At 44.3% G+C, this 14,664-nt stretch carries 15 protein-coding genes and 1 pseudogene; 2 read left to right on the top strand and 14 right to left on the bottom strand.

All coding sequences use genetic code 11. The features are described 5' to 3' along the window. Window positions 1–43: 43 nt before the first annotated feature. The 8 genes from sigK to P8F77_RS07945 all read right to left on the bottom strand — a co-directional run bounded on the left by sigK (window position 44) and on the right by P8F77_RS07945 (window position 6,857). Window positions 44–667: an RNA polymerase sporulation sigma factor SigK gene (sigK, locus tag P8F77_RS07980; RefSeq protein ID WP_024727820.1), complete on the bottom strand. Its 624-nt coding sequence runs from the start codon at window positions 665–667 to the stop codon at window positions 44–46. Between the two features lie 385 nt (window positions 668–1,052). Next, window positions 1,053–1,811, bottom strand: a complete 759-nt coding sequence (locus tag P8F77_RS07975) for a D-Ala-D-Ala carboxypeptidase VanY (RefSeq protein WP_034549461.1) — start codon at window positions 1,809–1,811, stop codon at window positions 1,053–1,055. A 95-nt stretch (window positions 1,812–1,906) separates the two neighbouring features. Further along, window positions 1,907–2,650: a hypothetical protein gene (locus P8F77_RS07970; RefSeq protein WP_024727822.1), complete on the bottom strand. Its 744-nt coding sequence runs from the start codon at window positions 2,648–2,650 to the stop codon at window positions 1,907–1,909. Beyond that, entirely contained in the window at window positions 2,640–4,058 is a 1,419-nt protein-coding gene (locus P8F77_RS07965; RefSeq protein WP_024727823.1) for a HAMP domain-containing sensor histidine kinase, read from the bottom strand. Before P8F77_RS07965 ends, P8F77_RS07970 begins: the two co-directional genes overlap by 11 nt. 2 nt (window positions 4,059–4,060) lie before the next feature. Next, the gene (locus P8F77_RS07960; protein WP_034549463.1) at window positions 4,061–4,714 is read right to left on the bottom strand and encodes a response regulator transcription factor; all 654 of its coding nucleotides are present in this window, start codon (window positions 4,712–4,714) and stop codon (window positions 4,061–4,063) included. A gap of 85 nt (window positions 4,715–4,799) precedes the next feature. After that, the gene (locus P8F77_RS07955; protein WP_024727824.1) at window positions 4,800–5,408 is read right to left on the bottom strand and encodes an NUDIX hydrolase; all 609 of its coding nucleotides are present in this window, start codon (window positions 5,406–5,408) and stop codon (window positions 4,800–4,802) included. Between the two features lie 93 nt (window positions 5,409–5,501). Further along, window positions 5,502–6,266, bottom strand: a complete 765-nt coding sequence (locus P8F77_RS07950; protein ID WP_024727825.1) for a nucleoside phosphorylase — start codon at window positions 6,264–6,266, stop codon at window positions 5,502–5,504. Between the two features lie 6 nt (window positions 6,267–6,272). Continuing rightward, window positions 6,273–6,857, bottom strand: a complete 585-nt coding sequence (locus P8F77_RS07945) for a TetR/AcrR family transcriptional regulator (protein WP_024727826.1) — start codon at window positions 6,855–6,857, stop codon at window positions 6,273–6,275. Window positions 6,858–7,239: 382 nt separating this feature from the next. Between P8F77_RS07945 and P8F77_RS07940 the strand changes: the two genes are divergently transcribed. Both P8F77_RS07940 and P8F77_RS07935 read left to right on the top strand, forming a co-directional pair. Continuing rightward, a complete protein-coding gene (locus tag P8F77_RS07940; protein WP_270431771.1) occupies window positions 7,240–7,587 on the top strand; it encodes a phasin family protein in 348 nt (115 codons plus the stop codon). Then, on the top strand, window positions 7,577–9,157 hold the full coding sequence (locus tag P8F77_RS07935; RefSeq protein WP_095142890.1) for an AarF/UbiB family protein: 1,581 nt from the start codon (window positions 7,577–7,579) through the stop codon (window positions 9,155–9,157). Before P8F77_RS07940 ends, P8F77_RS07935 begins: the two co-directional genes overlap by 11 nt. Window positions 9,158–9,282: 125 nt before the next feature. Here the strand turns inward: P8F77_RS07935 and P8F77_RS07930 are convergent. The 6 genes and pseudogenes from P8F77_RS07930 to P8F77_RS07905 form a co-directional block, all read right to left on the bottom strand. Continuing rightward, window positions 9,283–9,726, bottom strand: a pseudogene (locus tag P8F77_RS07930) (GyrI-like domain-containing protein); the annotation flags it as partial. 203 nt (window positions 9,727–9,929) lie between these two features. Continuing rightward, window positions 9,930–11,156 carry a U32 family peptidase gene (locus tag P8F77_RS07925; RefSeq protein ID WP_024727828.1) on the bottom strand — a complete coding sequence of 409 codons (1,227 nt, stop codon included), beginning with the start codon at window positions 11,154–11,156 and terminating at the stop codon, window positions 9,930–9,932. Window position 11,157: 1 nt separating this feature from the next. Next, window positions 11,158–11,805 carry an O-methyltransferase gene (locus P8F77_RS07920; protein WP_024727829.1) on the bottom strand — a complete coding sequence of 216 codons (648 nt, stop codon included), beginning with the start codon at window positions 11,803–11,805 and terminating at the stop codon, window positions 11,158–11,160. After that, a complete protein-coding gene (locus P8F77_RS07915) occupies window positions 11,802–12,203 on the bottom strand; it encodes a hypothetical protein (protein WP_024727830.1) in 402 nt (133 codons plus the stop codon). The genes P8F77_RS07920 and P8F77_RS07915 overlap by 4 nt, the downstream gene beginning before the upstream one ends. Window positions 12,204–12,236: 33 nt before the next feature. Beyond that, window positions 12,237–13,838, bottom strand: a complete 1,602-nt coding sequence (locus P8F77_RS07910; RefSeq protein ID WP_235824557.1) for a ribonuclease J — start codon at window positions 13,836–13,838, stop codon at window positions 12,237–12,239. Between the two features lie 351 nt (window positions 13,839–14,189). Continuing rightward, on the bottom strand, window positions 14,190–14,639 hold the full coding sequence (locus P8F77_RS07905; RefSeq protein WP_024727832.1) for a Fur family transcriptional regulator: 450 nt from the start codon (window positions 14,637–14,639) through the stop codon (window positions 14,190–14,192). Window positions 14,640–14,664 lie beyond the last annotated feature (25 nt).

Genomic DNA, 14,664 nt, shown 5'->3' with positions numbered 1-14,664 from the left:
GAAACTGCCGGGATCTAATTTACAATTCCGGCAGATATCCTGATTATAGTTTTAATCTTCTTTTTATCTTCTCAACAGCTTTTTTTTCAATACGGCTCACATAAGATCTCGATATATGAAGTTCTTTTGCCACCTCTTTCTGAGTCATGGGTTTTTTGCCATATAATCCGTATCTCATGATCAGAGTTGTTTTCTCCCTGGACGGTTCCATCTCATCCACCATTTTATACAAATCTCTGATTTTTTCCTTCAGGTCCAGTTCATCTACGATATCGTTTTCATCCGCCCCCAGTACATCCAAAAGATTAATTTCATTCCCCTCTTTGTCAATCCCAATTGGCTCATATAACGAAGTGTCCTTTGCACTCTTTCTCTCCTGCCTCAGCATCATGAGCAGTTCATTTTCAATGCATCGGGAAGCATAGGTCACCAGCCGGTGCCCTTTCTCCAAGTTATAGGTATTGATCGCTTTAATCAGCCCAATCGTTCCCACGGATATCAGATCGTCCTTATCCCTGTCAAAGTTATTATATTTTTTAACAATATGTGCAACCAGACGGAGATTGTGTTCTACTAATATATTCCTGGCCTCCATGTCCCCCAGGCGGCTTTTCTTCAAGTAATATTGTTCCTCTTCCTGTGACAGCGGTTCTAAAAATGCCTGCAAGTAAAGCAACCTCCAAGCCTTTTTAACATTGTATGCCTTCCTCTGTCCAATAGTGCTTTTCCCTCTAAAAGATATTTCACCGGCTGTAAGGGTTCTCTCAAATGTGTTAAACTTACAATATAAATTGTTTTATTTAGGAGGTCTGCTATGAACGATTTATATCATATTGATGAGAATTCAAAATGGGAAATGGTTTTGGGGAATATACAAAATATGATCCAATATCTTGATCAGGAATCCATGCATAACCAGATCGATCTTGTGGCAAGCGGTCCTGCTGTCTGTGAACTTCAGGATGCCGTCTCAGAAAAGATGGGAGCATATGAAATTGCTCTTTATAAACTTCACATGGGAATTTTTAATCTGTCTTCTTCCAAGATATTTTTTACATTCCTCCAGAAATATATTTTATATATTCTTCCAAACACATATTTTTCTTTTTCATTTCCCTTGCGGCTTTCTTTCCCACATACCGGTAATGCCACGGTTCATATCCGATTTTTGTAATATTTGTTTTATTCTTTGGATATCTGAGAGTAAATCCGTATTTCCAGCTGTTTTCCATAAGCCACTGCTGTTCTTTCCTCTTTTCCTGAGTCTCATCAAGCACCGGATAATCAACTGCCACGATATCCACAGCCAGTCCTGTCTGATGCTCACTCCGACCCGGAAGCGCAACCCATCTGGATGCCTTCTCCCTGGCCTCAGCCTCCGTACATCCCTGATTCAAATACTTATTGATATCACGCTCCAGAAGATACGTCTGGCGCTCTTCTGTCCGGTATGCAGAACAGACGGAGGGATAAAGTCCTCTTTTTCTGGCCGCATCCATCATTCTCTGCAAATCCGGCAGTATCCTCCGGTCCACCTGACATCCGTTGTTTAATGTAGTCAGGTCAGGCCGAAAACCATCCGGCACATAATTTTCATGATTTATTAATATTAAGTTCCAGGGAATATTAACTGTCTGTTCTTTTTGTCTTGGCCTTACAAATCTGCTGATTGGTATTGTATTTTTTACCGGCTGCTGCGTAGACGTACAGTACTGTATCACAAGAACCGTCAGGATCCAAGCGCCTATGATCTCTAATACAAGCAGGACAAAATACTTATGTCTCCTCTGTATATATTGTTTCTTTCTCATTGGTCCGTCACCCTTCTTTCCAGAGAATATTATCTCTGGTATTATCATACCCGGACCTTGTATCACAATTCATTCAAAATTCCATCGAAGTTGTATCATCTGCTGACACTATTTTCATCTCCATAATTTACTTCAGGGTGAATATAAAATTCCCCTTCTTCCGCAAATTTTTTGCTGAAGAATATAAATGAATAGCACACATTTTCACTGCCTGACTTGTATCTTACAAAATGACTGGTTTTTATTACTGCAATTTTGTTTGTTTCTCTCAATCCAAGGTACCGGTCCCAAATCCCTATGATCTTTTCAGCATCCACAGCCTTGATTCCAGTTCCTTTTACACTGTCGAGGCTTAAGATTTTATGTGAAGAATCATCAATGACCAGTGACAAACTTTGATCCGCTGACTGTATAGATACAGTTTGGACTCTGAGACGTCTTGCATAATTTTTTGTATCCAGATAAGTCGTGGTAGTTTCATAAAACATCATTGTATTTTTATTCAGGTCAAGCTTTGGAAACATTCCCATCTCTTTCAATTTTTTTAATTCATTGATACAAACCTTTTTGAGTTCTTCTACCTCTGCCGATCCCCACTCATAAGACTGGTTCGTCACGGCAATTTCCTCCATTGAGTTATCGGCTTCCACAATGAGTGCTAATTTTTCGGCTATGGTTAAGGTATCTGTCCGGATTTCCGATGCATCTTCCACCTTGTCCAGTTCCACCCGGCCCCTCATTTTCTTATCCTGATATCCCGATATCAGGGACGGCCATAAAATACAGGAGACTGCCAAGGCCGCTGAGAAAAGGCAGATCAAAACATTCTTAAATTTCATCGAACCTCTCCTTTCTGAGCCGAACTGTGACTGCCGTTCCTCTTTCCAGCCGGCTCTCAAATTTCATCGTTCCGCCGTGCAGTTCCACGATCCGGCGGCAAAGAGAAAGTCCAAGACCCGCTCCGCCTTCTTTTCTGGCTCTGGACTTATCTGCCATATAGAATGCTTCCGTTATCCTGTTAACATCTTCTTTTGCCATTCCTCTTCCGTTGTCTTTTATCGCCAGAATATAACCGTTTTCATCTGATCTCCCTTCAAAGCGAATCAGTCCGTCCGCATCCACTGCCTTCCTGGCATTATCCATAAGATTCACACAGAGACTCTGAAGCAGATCCGGTTCTCCCCATATGATCCCCTCCTCAAAAGAAGTTTCAAGCTGAATACCTGATGTTTCCAAAAGAGGCCCTGTAAGATGAATGACTTTTTCAGACAGCTCTGCTGCCGAGACTGGTCTCATGGAAATCTTCTGCTTGTCAAGAACGATCAGATCCATCAGCTTTAAAGATAAAGCTTCCAGACGCTTTCCCTCCTCAAAAATATAATTTGCCGCCTGAAACCTCTGCTCCTCACTGAGTCCTCTGGACCGCAGGGTATCTGCGTATCCTATGATAGAAGTCATAGGCGTTTTCAATTCATGTGCAAAGCTTCCCATAAACATCTCCTGGCGCAGTGCGGAGTCTTCAAGTTCATAGATCTTTTGTTCCAGCTGCTCTGCCATTGTATTAAAATCTCCGGCGAGAAAACCTATCTCATCCTCGGACACCACTTCCGAGCGGATCTTTAAATCGCCCGCAGCGAAGTTTCTGACCGCCCGGGAAAGTATTCTCAAAGGCCGGGTCAGCCATCTGGACAGACAAAAAACAGCAATTCCCAAAGTTACGACCAGAATAATGGATATCTTCTGATACAGCTTCATCTGATTTTCTTTTAATTCATAAATCGAGGTAATATCTCTTACATTTTCCAGGTAAAATACTTCTTCATCCACGGTGAAGCGGCAGGCCGACTGCAGATAATACCTGCCGTCCTGTTTGAGAATGGAGTATCCGGTATGTTTTTCGTCCAGAGCCTTCATTACCTGATCCGGTACACGAAAACTCAGATCAGAAAACAGCTCCCGGAAGGAACTGTCACAAATCCGAAATTTTCTTTCCTTTCCCGGAGATGAGAGACTGATAGATCCGGCCAGCTTTTTAACCGTGTTTCTCGGTGAACCGCTGTCCGGAGGAGATACGGCAATGGAAGCCCCCAAAGTTGCCCGGAAAATATTATTTTCCTGATATGACATCCCTACGGTCTGGCGCAGAGAAGACTGAAAAGAAGACTGGATCAAAAAATACCCGCCAACGCTGAATGTGAGCATAGTAAGTGAAATAATGCTTAAAAATACTTTCCAGGAAAACTTCATTGCTAATCCTCCAGGCGGTAGCCCACCTTATAGACCGTTTTTATTTTCTGTTCCCATCCGATTTTTTTTCTCAGACGCTGCACGTGCAGATCGACTGTCCTGCTGTCTCCCATGTATCCGCTGCCCCAAATCTTCTCATAAATAAAGTCCCTGAATAGGGCAATGTTTTTATTCTGTATCAAAAGCAGGAGCAGCTCGTATTCTTTGACTGTCAAATTTACGGGCTGCCCCTGTTTTTTTACGATCCTGGCTGACATATCAATCTCCAGATCTCCTGCCTTCAGACGGCTTTCTGTCTTCTGACAGCGCCTGAGAACTGTCTCTACCCTTGCCAGCAGTTCTGCAATCTCAAATGGCTTGGTCAGATAATCGTCTGCCCCTGCCTTCAGTCCCTTTACTTTATCTTCTGTATTGGCCTTGGCCGTAAGAAATATGACCGGGATCTCAAGAGGCCTGATGTAGTCCATCAGCTCATAGCCGTCTATCTCCGGCAGCATGATATCCAGAAGAATCAGATCAAATCTCTCCAGTTCCAGCCGGTCGGCCGCCTTTGCCCCGTCAAAAGCACAGACACAGCAGTATCCCGCTGCTGCAAGATTCATCTGGATTAAATTTGATATGGCCGGCTCATCCTCGACGATTAAAATACGGTTCATATTCCTCTCCTCAGCTTTCCATTTATATGTTGAAAAATATAACAGATCCTTGTATCCTTTTTGTATCCTCGACTGCAAATGTCCATTATAAATTCAGAAAATCAAACGGCTCCTTATCCTGTAAAAAGTGCATGAGCATATAGGCACACATGATGGCCACATGTTCCTCCTTCAGTATCCTTTTCACTTCTTCCCTGTCTGCAAGCACAATTTCAATCTCTTCAGAGTCCTCCTGCCCTTTTTTGCTCGGTGTGCCGCTTGCATACCCATAAATCGTTGCACAGGACTCATCCGTCATGCCGACAGACATAAAGCCCGGCTTTTCAAACATCAAATCGGCGTCGATTAATTCCAGGGAAAGCCCTGTTTCCTCCTTTAATTCCCTGATTCCTGCCTCCCGGTAGTCTTCTCCTTCTTCCACCAGACCTGCCGGAAATTCGTAGATATAATCATCGATCGAATATCGATACTGCCTGACCAGCACGACCCTGTCTCGTTTTTCACCGTAGAGGCTGTATACAATAATGCCGTCCGGATCATTGCGCTTTGTCTTTAATTTCAGCCGTTCCATATTTTTAACCCTGGAAGCGATATAGTAATTCAACGTTTTTCCAACCCGGTTTGTTCCTTTTAAATGATACAGATTCAGATGTGGATTATCTGTCAGTCTGCTGACTTCACTAATTTTTTTCATGCCGAATGCTCCTTTTCTAACGATGCATCTTTTTGTTCTGTCTGTTTATATATATATTATATCGGATATGCTGTCCCCGGGAAAGCCTTTATATTACAGGGAGGCGGCACATTCAAACGCAAGTTCCATGTATTTATTAAAACTTTTGATACCGTACTCCGCCAGATCTCTTTGTTCCCATCTGTCTGCATCGAGATTATCCGCACCATATAAAAACTGGACAAACGGAATCTTACGAAACTGCGTGACTGCCAAAGCCGCAGAACATTCCATCTCAACCGCAAGGCATCCCTGTTCTCTGCGCTCTTTCACTGTACTCCTTGTTTCCCTGTAAATCGCATCCGTGGTCCATGTCTTGCCGGTCACATAAGACATTCCGCATTTCTTTAAACTATTCTTTAATATATTTACAGACGATGTCTCCGCATGGATTTCCTCACTGGCCGGCATATAGTGATAGCTGGTTCCCTCATCTCTTACCGCAGAAACAGGGACAATTATTTTATCCTGGACAGCGGACTGGTTCAGGACCCCGCAGCATCCGAACATTACTATTTTTTTCGCTCCCAGTGCTATGATTTCTTCTAAACCGGCCGCACAGGCAGGTGCACCTACTCTGGATAAAAAAAACGCGATGCTCTTCCCGGCATAATGCATTTCATAGACTGGGAGATTCCCGTTTGCGCTGCACAATTCTGCAATCTTCTGTCCGTCATTTAACTCAGCCAGCCGGTCGATCATGTCCGCTGAAAAAGTGGTGATGCATACCTCCGGAAAATCCGTTTTTTCTTTTATAACATCCCTGGGATTTATCAACGCCGTTTTTGTATTGTCGCAGCGGTCAAATATAGTCGCCATATCTTTTTATTCCTTTCTCACTAATAAATTTCGGATTTCCTTCATCATTCTTTCCGGCACTTCTCTGTTAACCGGCATAAGTCTGCTGTACATTCTCACTCCCTGATAGGAAAAAATGATCAGGTCAAACACCGCAGATATATCGACAGGATAGAATTCCTTCCGGTCAATGCCATATTGAAGAAAGCTCTTCCATGTATGACAGGAAGTTAAATACTGACGGTACAAGGCATTCTCCCCGGCGGCATTTTCCTTCATGCTGAAATATTCATAAATCGCAGTGCTCAAAGAGCCTTCACTGTCGATCATTTCCTCCTGATAGCGTTTTAAAATATCGTCCAGAATGTGAACCGCAGAAAGTCCCAGCTTCATTTTCGAATGAAACTCCTCATTCTGAGAGTCCATCATTTCATCCACGATTTCTTTAAAAATCTGTTTTGTGCTCTCATAGTGTCCATACAAGCCTCCCCGGCTTAACCCCGTGATCTCACAGATATCTTTCATTGTAACTTCTTTAAAACCCTTCTCTGCAAACAAAAGACAGGCTTTCTCCCTGATCAATCTCCTCGTCGCTTCACCTCTTTTATTCACGGAACGCCTCCTTTCCGACATATATGTCTATAAATAAACTATACGACATATATGTCGGAAAATCAATGGTATACATCCATGTACCAAAGAAAAGTACCCATTAGACAAAAGAACTCTCCCAAAATAGCTTCTTTTGTTCAAGTAACACTTGTCCGGCAGGTATTACGTCCATTTTCTACATGATTGGAGTGAGGCATTCTAAGAGCCGAACGGAAATCATGCGGAAAATGTCGCTCGGGTGGACGCGCTCCGCGCGATAAGGTATACCCACAGGGCACACCGTATTTTATACCCTTCGGGTGGACGCGCTCCGCGCGATAAGGTATACTTATTATATAGTTTGGAGTGTGTTTATTGTTTTATTGTAGAAAGGATGGTTTTTATGGATATTGGAGAAGGTATGAAGAAGATCCTGCTGGCCGGCATCGGTGCTATGGCTGCCACGGCGGACTCTGCCAAAGATATCGTCGAGGACCTTGTAAAAAAAGGTGAACTCACTGTAGAACAGGCCAAGGTTGTAAATGAAGAGCTTAAACATAAAACAAAAGAAAAACTGAAAGATCATGTGACTGTAAATATTGTAAAAGACTATGGAGACTTGATCGATGCCGTGGATGATATGTCCGCAGAAGATTTGGACCGTTTAATGGAAAAGATCAATTTGAAAAAGCAGGCAGATGCCGAGATTCGGGAGGATGCCCCAGAGGAATCAAAAGAAGATGAGCAGTGATGTCTCTAACCGGCGGCTTTTAGATATTCTCACGGTGTTAAAAAGGCATCATCTCTCAAGGGGGATGACCCCTCAAAAGCTGAAAGAGATTCTGGAAGATCTGGGGCCTACGTATGTCAAGCTGGGCCAGATTATGTCCATGCGCTCTGATGTGCTTCCTGAAGCATACTGTACAGAATTAAAAAAACTCAGGACCGAAGTAAAACCGCTGGACTTTTCTCTGGTGAAACAGGTGGCCGAACAGGAACTCTGCCGTCCCCTGGAATCTGCATTTTCTGAGATCCGTCCGGCTCCGCTAGGTTCTGCTTCCATCGCACAGGTTCACTTAGCGGTGCTCGCAGGCGGCGGACGAGTTGTCATCAAAGTCCAGCGGCCTCATATCCGGGAAACCATGGAAAATGATATTCATTTTCTAAAAAAAGCCGCCAAAATCATGAAAATTGCCATGGGAACCGGTGACCTGATCGATTTTAATACGATACTGGATGAACTTTGGAAAACCTCTCAGGAAGAGATGGATTTTATAAGAGAAGCGGACAATCTGGTGCGGTTTTATGAAAACCAAAAAGACATTGCCTATGTCACCTGCCCGCAGGTGCTCACTGAGTTTACCACACCCCGTCTGCTTACTATGACCTATATCGATGGTATCCAGATCGATCATATCCATGCACTCCGCAAGGCCGGATATGACATGACGGAGATCGGCGAGAAAGCTGCAGAAAACTACTGTAAACAGATCCTGGAGGATGGTTTTTTCCACGCCGACCCGCATCCGGGAAATCTGTGGATTGCGGGAGGGAAGATTGCCTGGCTGGATCTTGGCATGACAGGACATCTGTCTGAACACTATAAACAGCTCCTCAGAAAAGCCATCTCAGCCCTGTTAATGCACGACATCTATACGCTGAAAAATGTCCTCCTCACCCTGGGAGAGCCAAAAGACCGCATTAATCATGCCAGGCTCTATACGGACGTGGATGATATCGTCAGCCGTTATATGACTTTGGACTTCGGCGAGATGCGCCTGGGAGATTTGATTGAGAAGCTTCTGGATCTTGTAAAAAAGCATAAAATCGCCATCAGCCCGGATATCACGCTCCTCGGCAGGAGCATGATTACCATGGAAGGCACATTGGCCGCCTGCTCCCCCGAAGTCAATATGCTCTCGATCCTTTCTGTGCATATGTCATCCATAATCTATGATGACCTTGACTGGAAAAAAGAACTGATCCGCCGGGGTCGGACAGCCTATGCGTCTCTTGATAAATCCATGGAGATCCCGTCCCAGCTTTCCGACCTGTTAAATATCGCAAAAAACGGGCAGACAAAATTAAATTTAGAGCTCACAGATGCAGATGACCTGGTGAAAATGTTTCACCGTTCCGCCGGTTATCTTGTACTTGGGATCATCTCTTCCTCTCTCTTTGTTGGAGCAAGTCTTCTCTGTATGACGGAGATGAAACCATTAATTTTTGGTATCCCCTGGATCAGCTTTATTGGATTTGTTCTATCCGGGCTGATGATTGTATACTTGCTGTACCGTATTTTATTTCGCCCAAAACCCTGAAAATGCGGTGTGCCCGGTGGGTAGGCTTTATCTTTCAAAGCATATCTGAGGATCGTCTTCTTATTCTTTGAATCGGCCTGCCTGGCTCCTGCCACATAAATTTCCCGGTGCCAGTGATTCCGCCTTTCATATCCCTTCTCTTTGACAAACTTATCCATCTTCGCAAAGGATTTTGGTTCATCGTCAAATGGCCCCTTATGCATCATCTGGACACACAACCCTTCCCCCTGAGAGAAAAACTCCACCTCTTTGAGCAGCTGATGAGGCTTCTTTCGGGCTACTGCATCATATGCTTCTTTAAACATCTCCTCTGTGATCACGTCCGGCTGCTTCAGCATAATCCGGTAAACAAAGCGGTCTTTATCCAAAGGATGCTCCGGATCAGAGGTCGTCCAGATTCCTTCCAGCGGATAGACTGCATAGTCCTCATACTGACTGTCGATCTTCTTAACGCAACCTTCTGAGCAGGCTTTTTTATATCCATTCTTGATTTGAAATGCAAGTGAATATAAAACACCGACTCTCTCTGAAAAATCTTCTTTGTTAGGATCACCTTCCCCGCAGATCATAATATAGCTCTGTCCGGGTATCTCGATCAGAGACGGCTCCTGTTTTGCGCTGTAAATCTCCTTCTCCTGTTTTCTCCATTCATATTTCATAAGAAATTTCATCTCCCTTCCTACAATAAATGATACCACTCTGAACTTGTCATCCCATGTCATGTTAAAAAAACATCGGCATAAAAATATTGCCGATGTTTTGAAACTTAACTTTATTCTTCTTTTCGTCTGAGCAGATATCCTTCCGGAATTTCTTCCCCGAAATCCACATAGATCATCTGCCTTGGATGCGGGGCACTCTCCATGGAAACGCCGTCCTCATCCTCGATCGCTTTTACGGTCACCTGGAGGTTTTCTCCTCCCGGTATCATTACCTCAATGGTCTCACCTACGAGAAACTTGTTTTTCTGTTCCAGCAGTGCATACCCTCTTTCATTGTGTCCCTGCACGATGCCGATATAGGTATATTCCTTCACATAAGTATTACTGTCATAAATCTGAGAATGTTCATCTGTCTTCCCATAATAAAATCCCGTTGTAAACTGCCGGTAAGTGCACTTGGAAATCTCCTGCCTGTAATAATCCATATTGGCAAAATATTTCTCCGGTGACTCCTTGTAATCGTCAATAGCCTTTCGGTAAGTTCTCGCAACCGCCGCCACATAGAGGGCAGTCTTCATCCTTCCCTCAATCTTCAGGCTGTCGATTCCTGCGCCGATCAGGTCATCCATGTGTTCAATCATGCAGAGGTCCTTGGAATTAAAAATATAAGTCCCCCGTTCATTTTCATACACCGGCAGATATTCGCCCGGCCTGGTCTCCTCCACCACAGAATACTTCCATCTGCACGGATGGGTACACGCCCCTTTGTTGGCATTCTGTCCGGTAAAATAATTGCTTAAAAGACAGCGCCCCGAGTGGGATATACACATAGCCCCGTGGACAAATGCCTCAATCTCAAGATCATCCGGGATGTGCTCCCTGATCTCTTTGATTTCCCGAAGAGACAGCTCTCTGGCAGCCACCACACGGGATGCGCCCTGTTCATGCCAAAATTTATAAGTGGCATAGTTGGTGCTGTTGGCCTGGGTGCTGATGTGGCGTTCAATCTCCGGACATTCCTCCCTGGCGATCATGAAAACACCGGGATCGGAAATGATCAGTCCGTCCGGCTTTGTGCTTTTCAGCTCCCTGAAGTATTCCCGGATACCGCCGAGGTCTCCGTTATGAGCCACAATGTTGGCTGTTATATAAACTCTGACTCCGTGCTCATGGGCAAAACGGATTCCTTCCTTTACATCGTCCATAGAGAAATTTTTGGCTTTTGCTCTCAGCCCGTACATTTCTCCTCCGATATAAACCGCATCCGCTCCATAGAGTACAGCTACTTTCAGTACTTCCAAATTACTTGCTGGTATAAGCAGTTCTGTTTTTCTCATGTTACTCTCCTGTTTTCATACTCACTGCCACCCCGTCTCCCACAGGAAGCACGGATGTCTCCAGCAGAGGGTGGTTTTTCAGTGTATATAGGTACTCCCTCATCCGCTTGTGAATAGTCCGGTCCCTGCGCTCAACCGCATACCTGGATCTTACGATATCCCCATCCTGGAGCACATTGTCGGAAACCAAAATGCCTCCCTCAGGAAGCAGCCGTAAAATATGTTCAAAAAAACGGATGTACTGGCCTTTAGCCGCATCCATAAAGATAAAATCAAAGGTTCCGGATAGCTCTTTGAGGATCTGGACAGCATCCCCTTTCAAGAGAGTCACTGCGTCCTGTACCCCCGCTTCGGCAAAGTTTGCCTCGGCTTTCAGTATCCTTCCTTCATTCCGTTCAATGGTTACAACAGTCCCGCCCTCCGGTTGAAACTTGTGCATATAAAGAGATGAAAATCCCACAGCCGTTCCGACCTCCAAAATTTTCATCGGTTGCTTCATCAGCACTAATAATTTCAGAAACTCTTTTGTCTCAGGCTTCACGATCGGCACATGATTCTTTTTGGCTTCACGCTCAATCCTTTCAAGAAAAGCGTCCTCCTCCCTGATCAATGAACGGAGATAATCTGTTACATTTTCATCTACAATCATTTTTTCTCCTTTTCACGGATATCCCCGCACAGCACTGCCATGATCTCATCAATACCCTGAGACTGTGACAGACTGTACTTGCCGGGAACAAACTCCGTTTCTTTATATTTTGAGAAAAATTTTCTTACTTTAAATCTGTTTTTACCGATGATCAGATGCTTCTCATAAAGTTGATCGGCCACCTTTCCGGTCCCGTCTCCTTTGGAGATTACCACCTGAATCTTTCTGGTGCTGGAAGCATCGTATGCCTCGTTTGAGAAAGCATGATAGGCAAAAGAATACATGCCGAAAAATAATCCAACGATCAGACCTATGATCAGTATCTGATGGATCACCTTCCAAAAAAGCCGGAACAGGTCATCTCTATTGTTTTTTCTCTCTTCATCCTTTGTCATCATCTGTCTTTGCACTTTCCTTCCCCGCGTAAAGCTTTATACTTCTGTAATGATCGGAAGGATCATCGGATCCCTCTTCGTCTTCTTCCAGATATAATTGCTCAGCGTGTCCCGGATACAGGACTTTAACTTGCCCCAATCGGTAATGTTTTTTGTGAGACAGCTTTCCACCGCATCTTCCACAACCTGTCTGGCTCCTTCCATGAGGCTTTCAGATTCTCTCACGTAGACAAAACCACGGGATACGATATCCGGACCTGCCAAAATGCTGTTTCCGTGTTTTTCCAAAGTCACAGTAACAATGATCAGGCCATTTTGTGACAGCTGTCTTCTGTCGTTCAGTACAATATTTCCTACGTCTCCGATGCCCAGTCCATCTACAAGGATTCCCTGGGCAGGGACTTTACCGGTAACTTTCCCGGATTTTTTGTTTATCTCCAGGACATCTCCTTCTTCCATAACAAAAACATTTTCTTTCGGAATCCCCATCTCCAAAGCCAACTCACTGTGCCGCACCAGATGACGGTATTCTCCATGCACCGGTATTGCATACTGCGGCTTCGTCAGTGCATAGATCAGGCGGAGTTCTTCTCTGCACGCATGACCGGATACATGGGTATCCTGGAATACGACTTTAGCGCCTTTCATCGCCAGTTCGTTCATAATATTGGAGACATTTTTTTCATTTCCCGGAATCGGACTGGAGCTGAATACGATCGTATCTGTAGGTTTGATAGAAACCTTACGGTGCGTATTGTTTGCCATCCTTGACAAGGCTGCCATAGTCTCGCCCTGGCTTCCCGTGGTGATCATAACGATCTGATCGTCCGGTACATTTCTCATCTGATCTGTCTCAATCAGAGTATTCTTAGGGATTTTGATATATCCCAGCTCTGAAGCAGTCGCAATGATATTTACCATGCTCCGGCCTTCTACCGCTACCTTCCTTCCATGTTTGTGAGCGGAATTAATGATCTGCTGCACACGGTCAACGTTGGAAGCAAATGTGGCTACGATAATCCTTCCGTTTGGATGAGCCGCAAATAAGCTGTCCAGTGTCTTGCCTACATTCTTTTCAGACTGTGTGTAGCCTGGGCGCTCTGCATTTGTACTGTCCGCCATAAGCGCAAGGACACCCTCTCTTCCGAGTTCTGCAAATCTTGCCAGGTCGATCGCCTCTCCGAAAAGCGGAGTATGATCAATCTTAAAGTCACCGGTATGGATGATCAGCCCTGCCGGAGTGTGGATGGCAAGAGCTGCCGCATCCGCGATACTGTGGTTGGTCTTAATAAATTCTACCGTAAAGACTCCCAGTTTTATCACGTCGCCGTGTTTTACGACTGTCTTTTTCACCTGCTTTAACAGTCCATGCTCTTTTAACTTATTATCGATCAGTCCCATCGTAAGTTTTGTTGCATAGACCGGAATGTTGAGCTGTTTTTCAATATAAGGGATCGCTCCGATATGGTCCTCATGTCCGTGGGTAATGACCAGTCCCTTGATTTTCTTTGCATTTTCCTTTAAATAGGTCACATCCGGGATGACTAAATCAATTCCGAGCATCTCGTCATCCGGGAAAGCCACACCGCAGTCAACGATCAAAATGTTGTTGTTATATTCAAAGGCTGTTATATTCATACCGATCTGACCGAGGCCGCCGAGAGGAATGATCTTTACCGTTCCCGTATTCCTTCTCTGAGCCGTTCTCGGACGTCCCTGTGCTTTTGATGCGGCTGTCTGTGTCTTCGTCTGAGTCTTCTTCGGCGCTGCTTTCGCTTTCGCAGGTGCCGTCTTCTTCGGTGCCGTCTCTTTCTTTTGCGGCTTTGCCCTGACCGCGAGTTCCTTCGACTCATTCGGTATCACTGCCGGAGTTTTCGGCTGACTGTACTTTTTCGGCCAAAAGTTTTTTGACTGCTTCTTTTGCTGCTGTCCTTCTGTCTTGTTACCTACACTTGTGTTGTCTGATTTCAAAATAATTCCTCCATTTTATTACTTCCGGTTATTTTGACAATCACGACAATATCCGTACATCTTTAATTCATGATCATGGACGATGAATCCGGTCGTTTTCCCGACCTGTTTTTCCAATTCATCTAATAAATCATCGTCGAACTTTAAAACTTTTCCGCAATTCACGCATATCAAATGATGATGGTGGTGCTCATTTTTATCTTCTTTTCCGATTTCATAGCGAACATATCCATCATCTAAATTCAATTTATCAATTAATCCTAATTCACAAAGTAACTGTATGGTACGATAAATTGTCGCAATCCCGATTTCGGGAATGTCTACTCTAACCAATTCATAGATTTCTTCCGCGGTCAGGTGCTGGTCCGGTTTTGATGAAAGTGCCTTTAATACAGTTTTTCTCTGATTCGTCACTTTTAAACCCTTGCTCTTTAAAATTTTTATAAAAGATTCTTCGTTATAGCCCATCAAACCACCTCAAAATCCTGCTGCA

Origin of the sequence: Anaerostipes sp. PC18 (assembly GCF_039789045.1) — a bacterium.
In the GTDB taxonomy this organism is placed as follows: domain Bacteria; phylum Bacillota; class Clostridia; order Lachnospirales; family Lachnospiraceae; genus Anaerostipes; species Anaerostipes hominis.
Note: the sequence above shows the minus strand (reverse complement) of the source record. Positions and strands in the feature narration are given on the sequence as shown.

What these genes read in the sequence shown, in the direction of transcription:
- P8F77_RS07975 (WP_034549461.1), bottom strand. Translation starts at nt 1,811, where the DNA reads ATGAGAAAGAAACAATATATACAGAGGAGACATAAGTATTTTGTCCTG.
- P8F77_RS07970 (WP_024727822.1), bottom strand. Translation starts at nt 2,650, where the DNA reads ATGAAATTTAAGAATGTTTTGATCTGCCTTTTCTCAGCGGCCTTGGCA.
- P8F77_RS07965 (WP_024727823.1), bottom strand. Translation starts at nt 4,058, where the DNA reads ATGAAGTTTTCCTGGAAAGTATTTTTAAGCATTATTTCACTTACTATG.
- P8F77_RS07960 (WP_034549463.1), bottom strand. Translation starts at nt 4,714, where the DNA reads ATGAACCGTATTTTAATCGTCGAGGATGAGCCGGCCATATCAAATTTA.
- P8F77_RS07955 (WP_024727824.1), bottom strand. Translation starts at nt 5,408, where the DNA reads ATGAAAAAAATTAGTGAAGTCAGCAGACTGACAGATAATCCACATCTG.
- P8F77_RS07950 (WP_024727825.1), bottom strand. Translation starts at nt 6,266, where the DNA reads ATGGCGACTATATTTGACCGCTGCGACAATACAAAAACGGCGTTGATA.
- P8F77_RS07940 (WP_270431771.1), top strand. Translation starts at nt 7,240, where the DNA reads ATGGATATTGGAGAAGGTATGAAGAAGATCCTGCTGGCCGGCATCGGT.
- P8F77_RS07935 (WP_095142890.1), top strand. Translation starts at nt 7,577, where the DNA reads ATGAGCAGTGATGTCTCTAACCGGCGGCTTTTAGATATTCTCACGGTG.
- P8F77_RS07925 (WP_024727828.1), bottom strand. Translation starts at nt 11,156, where the DNA reads ATGAGAAAAACAGAACTGCTTATACCAGCAAGTAATTTGGAAGTACTG.
- P8F77_RS07920 (WP_024727829.1), bottom strand. Translation starts at nt 11,805, where the DNA reads ATGATTGTAGATGAAAATGTAACAGATTATCTCCGTTCATTGATCAGG.
- P8F77_RS07915 (WP_024727830.1), bottom strand. Translation starts at nt 12,203, where the DNA reads ATGATGACAAAGGATGAAGAGAGAAAAAACAATAGAGATGACCTGTTC.
- P8F77_RS07910 (WP_235824557.1), bottom strand. Translation starts at nt 13,838, where the DNA reads ATGAATATAACAGCCTTTGAATATAACAACAACATTTTGATCGTTGAC.
- P8F77_RS07905 (WP_024727832.1), bottom strand. Translation starts at nt 14,639, where the DNA reads ATGGGCTATAACGAAGAATCTTTTATAAAAATTTTAAAGAGCAAGGGT.